Raw genomic sequence first — 9,228 nt, 5'->3', positions numbered from 1 at the left:
TCGCGTTGACTCACTAAAGATGCCCGGTTAGCCCTTTCGTTGCCTCATTTGAGATTGCCCGCCTGGTGCGTGTCGTTGAGGCCCGAAAGGGGCGTGCTGAGCTACCGCGGGATGATGGAGTTGACGTTGGCGCAGCGCACGGCCGTGACGCGGGTGATTGCGGTCCGCTATCGGCGGGCGGGCAACGCCGAGAAGGCTAAAATTCTTGACGAGCTGTGCGCTATTACGGGGTGGCATCGTGATCATGCGCGGAAAGCGTTGCGTCTCGCGCGGCGCCCACAGCTGGTGAGTACGCGGCGGCCGCGTCCACCGAAGTATGGGCCCAAAGCTGTTGCCGCGCTGGTGTTGTGCTGGTCGGTGCTAGGGATGCCGGCCGGGAAGCGGCTGGCGCCGATTTTGGGTGAGTTGGTGTCGGTGCTGCGCCGGTACGGCGAGTTGGACATCGACGAGGACACCGCGAAGCTGCTGACAGAAATGTCTGCGGCCACCATCGATCGCCGGTTGGCCCCAGAGCGCAAGAAGTACCTGGCGAGGGGACGCTCACGCACCAAGCCCGGCACCCTGCTCAAGAGTCAGATCCCGGTGCGGACGTGGGCCGACTGGGACGATGCGGTCCCGGGTTTCGTCGAGATCGACCTGGTCAGCCATGACGGCGGGCACGCCGCGGGCGAGCATGTCTGGACGCTGACGGTCACCGACGTCGCCACCGGCTGGACCGAGAACCGCAGCGTGCCCACCAAGGCCCGCAAATGGGTCATGGCCGCCCTCGACGACATCACCGCGGTGATGCCGTTCCCGATCCGCGGCATCGATTCTGACAACGGTTCGGAGTTCATCAACTTCCATCTGCTGGACTGGTGCGACAAGCGCCAGATCACCTTCACCCGCTCGCGTGTCGGCAACAAGAACGACGGCTGTCACGTCGAGCAGAAGAACTGGGCCGCCGTGCGCACCCTCGTCGGCTACCACCGCTACGACACGCCCGCAGAATTGTTGCTACTGAACAAGGTCTGGACGTTGCAAGCCCTATTGAGCAACTTCTTCTACCCCCAGCAAAAACTCGTTTACAAGGCCCGTGACGGCGCGAAGGTCGTCAAGAAGCACGACACCGCAGCCACCCCGCACCGGCGGGCACAAGCACACCCGAACTTGCCGACCACCGCCAAAGCAGACCTCACCCGCGCCTACCTCGACATCAATCCTGCTGCCTTGCAACGCCACATTCAGGCCCTTATCAATGAGCTACTCACCTTGACTATCACCAAGGCTGGACCTCAGCGCAAAACCCCACCCAAGAAGGCGCCAGCAAACGAAGCGACGGATCAGCTGACGCGGGCATCCGGCATTTGAGGCAACGAATACCATCGCGGGCATATTGACATGAGGCAACAGGGCATTCGGTCATTTGCCCGCCTTCGAGCATCAACTCGTCACGGCGGGCGGTTGTCGCTGTGAGGCGGGCAATTCACCACCCGCCTGAACAGCAGACAGGAGTGGCCGTTGTGCCCAGCCGCCCGGTCGGGGCGTCAGTCAGAACAGGTGCGGCAGGCCGATGGCCGAGTCCACGGCCAACGCGCAGAACACCACGGCCAGATAGTTGTTCGATTGCAGGAACAATCGCAACGGCTTGACCGGCTCGCCCGCGCGGACCCCGGCGTACAGCTGGTGGGCCATCGCCAGGAACCACACCCCGGCCGCCACGGCGACGGCCGCGTACAGCCAGCCCGTCGCCAGCGCCAGTGCCAGCGTGGCCAGCACCGTCAGCCAGGTGTAGATCAGAATCTGCTTGGTCACCTGACGCTCGGTCGCCACGGCCGGCAGCATCGGCACGCCTGCCGCTTTGTAGTCGTCCTTGTAGCGCATCGCCAGCGCCCAGGTGTGCGGCGGCGTCCAGAAGAAAATGATGGCGAACATCACCAGCGCGGGCCAGCCGATGGTGCCGGTGACGGCCGACCAGCCGATCATCACCGGCATGCAGCCGGCGGCGCCGCCCCACACCACGTTCTGCGAGGTGCGGCGCTTGAGCAGCAGCGTGTAGACGAACACATAGAACGCGATCGTCGCCAGGGCCAGCAGCCCGGACAGCAGGTTCGTCGTCCACCACAGCCAGAAGAACGAGGCCACCGTCAGCACCAGGCCGAGCATCAGGGCGTTACGCGTGGGCACCGCAGCGCGGGCCAGCGGCCGGCGGGCCGTACGCTTCATCACCTTGTCGATGTCCGCGTCGGCCACACAGTTGAGCGTGTTGGCACCCCCGGCGGCCAGCATTCCGCCGATCAACGTGTTGACGATCAGCAGCGGGTTCACGGTGCCGCGCTGGGCCAGCAACATCGCCGGGATCGCGGTCACGAGCAGCAATTCGATGACCCGCGGTTTGGTCAGCGCCAGATAAGCCAGCACCGCGCCTTGTATTCGGCTTGGCAATTGGCTCGGCGCGACGCGCCCGCGAACGCTCACGCAATAACTCCTCGGGGTCGCAGCGGCGCGCAGCATCTACTACACACGATGGTAGACCGCGTTGTGGCGATGGCCCGCCCGCGGGTCCTCACACGGCCGATTTTTCCCAGATTTCCGAACTGAATGTTAAACGGTTTCGACGGGCGCGTAATTTTCACATCTGCTGGCGGTGGGTACCCCGAAATCCTGCGCTGCAAGAGCCGGCCCTCCCGCACTAGGGTGGGATTGATCAGCTCGATGACCCAAGGACAGAGTCTGTGACGACACTCGAAGAGATCTCCACGCTGACCCAACCGCACCTTCCCGACGACTGGTCCGAGCTCGACTCGGCCGCCGTCGACACGATCCGGGTGCTGGCCGCCGATGCGGTGCAAAAGGTCGGCAATGGCCATCCCGGGACGGCGATGAGCCTGGCGCCCCTTGCTTACACCTTGTTCCAGCGGGCGATGCGCCACGACCCGACCGATACCCACTGGCTGGGCCGCGACCGGTTCGTCCTGTCCTGCGGGCACAGCAGCCTGACGCTGTACCTGCAGCTGTACCTGGGTGGTTTCGGCCTGGAGCTGTCCGACATCGAGTCGCTGCGGACCTGGGGATCCAAGACCCCCGGGCACCCGGAGTTCCGGCACACCGAGGGCGTTGAGATCACCACCGGCCCGCTCGGACAGGGCCTGGCCTCGGCGGTGGGCATGGCGATGGCCGCCCGCTACGAGCGCGGCCTGTTCGATCCCGACGCCGCCCCGGGCACCAGCCCGTTCGACCATTTCATTTACGCCATCGCCTCCGACGGCGACATCGAAGAGGGCGTCACCTCGGAGGCCTCGTCGCTGGCCGCCGTCCAACAGCTGGGCAACCTGATCGTTTTCTACGACCACAACGAGATTTCGATCGAGGACGACACGGACATCGCGCTGTGTGAGGACACCGCCGCGCGGTACCGCGCCTACGGCTGGCATGTACAGGAGATCGAGGGCGGCGAGAACGTCGTCGCGATTGAGGAGGCCATCGCCAACGCCAAGGCGGCCACCGACCGGCCGTCGTTCATCTCGCTGCGCACCATCATCGGCTATCCCGCGCCCAAGCTGATGAACACGGGCAAGGCGCACGGCGCGGCCCTGGGTGACGAGGAAGTGGCCGCCGTCAAGGAGATCCTCGGCTTCGACCCGGACAAGAAGTTCGCAGTGCGCGACGAGGTGATCGCCCACACCCGCAAGCTGGTGGACCGCGGCAAGGAAGCCCACGAGAAATGGCAGGCAAATTTCGACGCCTGGGCACAGGGCCAACCCGAACGTAAGGCGCTGCTGGACCGATTGACCGCCGAGGAGCTGCCCGACGGCTGGGACGCCGACCTGCCGCACTGGGAACCCGGTTCCGACCCGATCGCCACGCGCAAGGCCTCCAACGAGGTGCTCAACGCGATCGGGCCGAAACTGCCGGAGCTGTGGGGCGGTTCGGCCGACCTGGCCGGCAGCAACAACACCACCATCAAGGGCGCCGATTCCTTTGGGCCGCCGTCTATTTCGACCAAGGACTACACGGCGCACTGGTACGGCCGCACGCTGCACTTCGGTGTTCGCGAACACGCGATGGGCGCCATCCTGTCCGGCATCGTGCTGCACGGCCCGACCCGCGCCTACGGTGGCACGTTCCTGCAGTTCTCCGACTACATGCGGCCGGCGGTGCGGTTGGCCTCGCTGATGGACATCGACACCATCTACGTGTGGACCCACGACTCCATCGGTCTCGGCGAGGACGGCCCGACGCACCAGCCGATCGAGCACCTCGCGGCACTGCGGGCCATCCCGCACCTGTCGGTGGTGCGCCCGGCCGACGCGAACGAGACGGCCTATGCCTGGCGGACTGTCCTGGCCCGCGGCAACGGCAGCGGCCCCGTCGGGCTGATCCTGACCCGCCAAAATGTGCCGACCCTCGAGGGCACCAGCGCCGACGGCGTCGCCCGGGGCGGCTACATCCTGGGTGACCAGGGTGGAGACGACCCCGACGTGGTGCTGATCGCCACCGGTTCGGAGGTTCAGCTCGCGGTCGAGGCGCAGAAGTTGTTGGCGGACAAGGACATCGTGGCGCGGGTGGTGTCCATGCCGTGCGTCGAATGGTTCGAGTCCCAGTCCGACGACTACCGCGACAGCGTGCTGCCGCCGACCGTGTCGGCCAGGGTGGCCGTCGAGGCCGGCGTCGCGCAGAGCTGGCACAAGCTGGTCGGTGACACCGGCAAGATCGTCTCGATCGAGCACTACGGCGAATCCGCCGACTACGAGACCTTATTCCGTGAATTCGGCTTCACCGCCGAAGCCGTCGCGGCCGCCGCGGAAGAAGTTGTGGATAATTGAGGAAAGGGTAATTCAGATGACCGCTCAGAACCCGAATCTGGCGGCGCTGTCCGCCGCCGGCGTATCTGTCTGGCTTGACGACCTGTCGCGTCAGCGGCTGCAGTCGGGAAACCTGCAAGAGCTGATCGACACGAAAAGCGTTGTCGGCGTGACCACCAACCCGTCGATCTTCCAGAAGGCGCTCGCCGAGGGCGACGCCTACGAAGGTCAGATCGCAGAGCTGGCCGAGCGCGGCGCCGATGTCGACGCCACGATCCGCACGGTCACCACCGACGACGTCCGCAACGGCTGTGATGTCTTGAAGCGTGAGTGGGAGGCGTCTGACGGCGTGGACGGTCGGGTGTCCATCGAGGTCGACCCGCGCCTGGCGGCCGAGACCGACAAGACCGTCGCGCAGGCCGTCGAGCTGTGGAAGATCGTCGACCGTCCGAACCTGTTCATCAAGATACCGGCCACCAAGGCCGGTGTCCCGGCCATCACCGCGGTTCTGGCCGAAGGGATTTCGGTCAACGTCACGCTCATCTTCTCCGTCGAACGGCACCGCCAGGTGATGGACGCCTACCTGGCCGGCCTGGAGAAGGCCCGGGAGGTCGGCCACGACCTGTCCAAGATCCATTCCGTCGCTTCGTTCTTCGTGTCGAGGGTGGACAGCGAGGTGGACAAGCGGTTGGAGAAGATCGGCTCCGACGATGCGAAGGCGCTGGCGGGTCAGGCCGGTGTGGCCAACGCGCGCCTGGCGTACGCGGCCTACCAGGAGGTGTTTGAGGGCGGCGATCGCTTTGAGGCGCTCAAGGCCGACGGGGCCCGGGTTCAGCGTCCGCTGTGGGCGTCGACGGGCGTCAAGAATCCCGACTACTCCGACACCCTGTACGTCACCGAGCTGGTGGCGCCGAACACGGTGAACACCATGCCGGAGAAGACGATTGACGCCGTCGCCGACCATGGCGAGATCAAGGGTGACACAGTCACCGGCACCGCCGACGCCGCGCAGGAAGTGTTCGACAAGCTTTCGGAAATCGGCCTCGACCTCACCGACGTTTTCAAGGCGCTGGAGAACGAGGGTGTGGAGAAGTTCGTGGATTCGTGGACGGAGCTGATGGAGGAAACGCAGAAGCAGCTGGATTCCACCTCCAAATGAGCCCGGCCCGCACCGCGCAGCAATGGCATAACCCGTTACGGGACAAGCGCGATAAGCGGCTCCCTCGGATCGCGGGGCCGTGCGGGATGGTGATCTTCGGCGTGACCGGCGACCTGGCCCGCAAGAAGGTCATGCCGGCGATTTACGACCTCGCCAATCGCGGTCTGCTGCCGCCCAGCTTCTCCCTGGTGGGCTTCGCCCGCCGGGATTGGAGCACCCAGGATTTCGGCAAGGTGGTGCACGAGGCGGTCAAGGAACACTGCCGCACACCCTTTAGGCAGGAGAATTGGGATCGGCTGGCCGAGGGGTTCCGTTTCGTGCCAGGCGCTTTCGACGACGATGAGGCGTTCGGCCGGCTGGCCGAGACGTTGGACAAGCTGGATGCCGAGCGCGGCACCGGCGGCAACCACGCCTTCTATCTGGCGATCCCGCCCAAGTCCTTTCCGGTGGTGTGCGAGCAGTTGCACAAGTCGGGTTTGGCGCGCCCGCAGGGCGAGCGGTGGAGCCGGGTGGTCATCGAGAAACCGTTCGGTCACGACCTGGAAAGCGCACAGGCACTGAACAAGGCCGTCAACGCGGTCTTTCCCGAAGAGTCGGTGTTCCGGATCGACCACTACCTGGGCAAGGAGACCGTCCGCAACATCCTGGCGCTGCGGTTCGCCAATCAGTTGTTCGACCCGATCTGGAACGCGCACTACGTCGACCATGTGCAGATCACCATGGCCGAGGACATCGGCCTGGGCGGTCGGGCCGGCTACTACGACGGCATCGGCGCCGCGCGCGATGTGATCCAGAACCACCTGATGCAGCTGCTGGCGCTGACCGCGATGGAGGAGCCGGTCAGCTTCAGCCCGTCGGCGCTCCAAGCCGAGAAGATCAAAGTGCTCTCGGCCACCCACCTCGCCGAGCCTCTCGACGAGACGACCAGCCGTGGCCAGTACGCCGCGGGCTGGCAGGGCGGCGAGAAGGTTGTCGGGCTGCTCGACGAAGAAGGGTTCGCCAAGGATTCGACCACCGAGACGTTCGCCGCCATCACCCTCGAGGTGGACACCCGCCGCTGGGCCGGTGTTCCCTTTTACTTGCGTACCGGAAAACGCCTGGGCCGCAGGGTGACCGAGATCGCGCTGATCTTCAAGCGTGCGCCGCATCTGCCGTTCGATGCGACCATGACCGACGAGCTGGGCACCAACGCGATGGTGATCCGGGTCCAGCCCGACGAAGGCGTGACGCTGCGGTTCGGGTCCAAGGTGCCGGGCACCGCGATGGAGGTCCGCGACGTCAACATGGACTTCTCCTACGGCTCGGCGTTCGCCGAGGAATCGCCGGAGGCCTACGAACAGCTGATCCTTGATGTGCTGCTGGGCGAGCCGTCCCTCTTTCCGGTCAACGAAGAGGTCGAATTGGCTTGGGACATACTCGATCCGGTGCTCAACAACTGGGCGGCGGGCGGTAAGCCCGAGCCGTACGAGTCGGGCACCTGGGGTCCGGACTCGGCGTTCGAGATGCTGCGCCGCACCGACCGGGAATGGCGGCGGCCCTGATGATCATTGATATGCCGGACGCCACCACCACGGCGGTCAACAAGAAACTCGACGAACTGCGGGAAAACGTCGGTGCCGTCGCGATGGGCCGGGTGCTCACCCTGATCATCGCGCCGGACAGCGAGGAGATTTTCGAAGAGTCGCTGAAGGCGGCCAACGACGCCAGCCATGAACACCCCAGCCGGATCATCGTGACGATGAGGGGCAATCCGTACGCGGACAAGCCGCGCCTGGATGCGCAGTTGCGCGCCGGCGGTGACACCGGCGCCAGCGAAGTCGTGGTGCTTCGGCTGTCCGGGGCGTTGTCCGGCCACGCCGCCAGCGTGGTCACCCCCTTCCTGCTGCCCGACATCCCGGTGGTGGTCTGGTGGCCCGATGTCGCGCCGGCCGTACCCGCGCAAGATCCCTTGGGCCGGTTGGCGATTCGGCGTATCACCGACGCGACCAACGGGGTGGACCCGTTGGCGGCCATCAAGAGCCGACTGCCCGGATACACCGCGGGTGACACCGACCTCGCCTGGGCGCGCATCACCTACTGGCGCGCGCTGCTCACCTCGGCCGTCGACCTGACGCCGCACGAACCGATCGAGTCGGCGCTGGTGTCCGGTCTGGCGACCGAGCCCGCCCTGGACGTCCTGGCCGGGTGGCTGGCGAGTCGTATCGACGGCCCGGTGCGCCGGGCGGTCGGCGAGCTCAAGATCGAACTGGATCGCAAGAGCGAAACTGTCGTCTTGAGCAGGCCCCAGGAAGGACGGACGGCCACGTTGAGCCGCACGTCCCGACCGGACGCCCTACTTCCTCTGGCGCGCAGGGAAACCGGTGAGTGCCTCGCCGAAGACCTGCGCCGGCTGGATCCCGACGAGATTTACCAATCAGCGCTCGAAGGCATCGAGAAAGTGCAATACGTGTGAGCACCAGCATCGAAATTTTCCCGGATAGCCAGACCATGGTCGAAGCCGCCGCCGCGCGACTGACCGATACCATCGCGAACGCCGTGGCGGCCCGCGGCAGGGCGCTCATCGTGCTGACCGGCGGCGGCACCGGCATCGGGCTGTTGCAGTCGTTGGTGGGACGAGAGATCGACTGGGCATCCGTGCACCTGTTCTGGGGCGACGAACGGTACGTGGCCGAGGACGACGACGAGCGCAACGACAAGCAGGCACGGGCCGCGTTGCTCTCCCACGTCGACATCCCGTCCAGCCAGGTGCATCCGATGCCGGCCAGCGATGGGGAATTCGGCAATGATCTCGCCGCGGCGGCGCTGGCCTACGAGCAGTTGCTGGCCGCCAATGCCGCACCCGGCGAGCCGGTTCCGAATTTCGACGTGCACCTGCTGGGGATGGGCCCCGAGGGTCACATCAACTCGCTGTTTCCCGACACCCCGGCAGTGCTCGAAACCACCCGCATGGTGGTGTCGGTCGACGACTCCCCCAAACCGCCGCCGCAGCGAATCACCTTGACGCTGCCCGCCATTGCCCGTTCTCGCGAAGTCTGGCTGATGGTCTCCGGCGGCGGCAAGGCGGATGCGGTCGCCGCCGCCATCGGTGGCGCCGCACCCGTCTCGGTGCCGGCGGCCGGGGCGGTCGGGCAGGACACCACCCTGTGGCTGCTCGATGAGGACGCCGCGGCCAAGCTGCCGTCACGCTCTTAGAGCGCAGCTGACGGTCACGTCCGGCCAGGCGACGCGGTCCCACGATTCGCCAGCGCTTTCGACGTCGTGCATGCCTTCGGGCTCCCGCGCGCC

The 9,228-nt window shown here is 66.0% G+C and carries 7 protein-coding genes; 6 read left to right on the top strand and 1 reads right to left on the bottom strand.

Annotated features, from left to right (window positions below):
• The first annotated feature begins 114 nt into the window (after positions 1-114).
• Complete coding sequence (locus VFW69_RS14130; protein ID WP_526502145.1) at positions 115-1,350, top strand: DDE-type integrase/transposase/recombinase; 1,236 nt, start codon at positions 115-117, stop codon at positions 1,348-1,350.
• A 180-nt stretch (positions 1,351-1,530) separates the two neighbouring features.
• On the opposite strand, the gene VFW69_RS14125 is transcribed toward VFW69_RS14130, so the two are convergent.
• Positions 1,531-2,457 (bottom strand): heme o synthase, encoded by a 927-nt coding sequence (locus VFW69_RS14125; RefSeq protein WP_526502138.1) that lies wholly within the window; start codon positions 2,455-2,457, stop codon positions 1,531-1,533.
• A 257-nt stretch (positions 2,458-2,714) separates the two neighbouring features.
• Here VFW69_RS14125 and tkt point away from each other — a divergent pair, with 257 nt between their 5' ends.
• The 5 genes from tkt to pgl are packed head-to-tail and all read left to right on the top strand — an operon-like array spanning position 2,715 to position 9,135.
• Complete coding sequence (tkt, locus tag VFW69_RS14120; RefSeq protein WP_526502137.1) at positions 2,715-4,805, top strand: transketolase; 2,091 nt, start codon at positions 2,715-2,717, stop codon at positions 4,803-4,805.
• A gap of 16 nt (positions 4,806-4,821) precedes the next feature.
• Positions 4,822-5,943, top strand: a complete 1,122-nt coding sequence (gene tal, locus VFW69_RS14115) for a transaldolase (RefSeq protein ID WP_526502136.1) — start codon at positions 4,822-4,824, stop codon at positions 5,941-5,943.
• Positions 5,940-7,484: a glucose-6-phosphate dehydrogenase gene (gene zwf, locus VFW69_RS14110; protein WP_526502135.1), complete on the top strand. Its 1,545-nt coding sequence runs from the start codon at positions 5,940-5,942 to the stop codon at positions 7,482-7,484. Before tal ends, zwf begins: the two co-directional genes overlap by 4 nt.
• Positions 7,484-8,395: a glucose-6-phosphate dehydrogenase assembly protein OpcA gene (gene opcA, locus VFW69_RS14105; protein ID WP_526502134.1), complete on the top strand. Its 912-nt coding sequence runs from the start codon at positions 7,484-7,486 to the stop codon at positions 8,393-8,395. The genes zwf and opcA overlap by 1 nt, the downstream gene beginning before the upstream one ends.
• The gene (pgl, locus tag VFW69_RS14100; RefSeq protein WP_526502133.1) at positions 8,392-9,135 is read left to right on the top strand and encodes a 6-phosphogluconolactonase; all 744 of its coding nucleotides are present in this window, start codon (positions 8,392-8,394) and stop codon (positions 9,133-9,135) included. The genes opcA and pgl overlap by 4 nt, the downstream gene beginning before the upstream one ends.
• Positions 9,136-9,228 lie beyond the last annotated feature (93 nt).

This window comes from Mycobacterium sp. (assembly GCF_036273375.1).
In the GTDB taxonomy this organism is placed as follows: Bacteria; Actinomycetota; Actinomycetes; order Mycobacteriales; family Mycobacteriaceae; genus Mycobacterium.
Note: the sequence above shows the minus strand (reverse complement) of the source record. Positions and strands in the feature narration are given on the sequence as shown.

What these genes read in the sequence shown, in the direction of transcription:
- VFW69_RS14130 (WP_526502145.1), top strand. Translation starts at nt 115, where the DNA reads ATGGAGTTGACGTTGGCGCAGCGCACGGCCGTGACGCGGGTGATTGCG.
- tal (WP_526502136.1), top strand. Translation starts at nt 4,822, where the DNA reads ATGACCGCTCAGAACCCGAATCTGGCGGCGCTGTCCGCCGCCGGCGTA.
- zwf (WP_526502135.1), top strand. Translation starts at nt 5,940, where the DNA reads ATGAGCCCGGCCCGCACCGCGCAGCAATGGCATAACCCGTTACGGGAC.
- opcA (WP_526502134.1), top strand. Translation starts at nt 7,484, where the DNA reads ATGATCATTGATATGCCGGACGCCACCACCACGGCGGTCAACAAGAAA.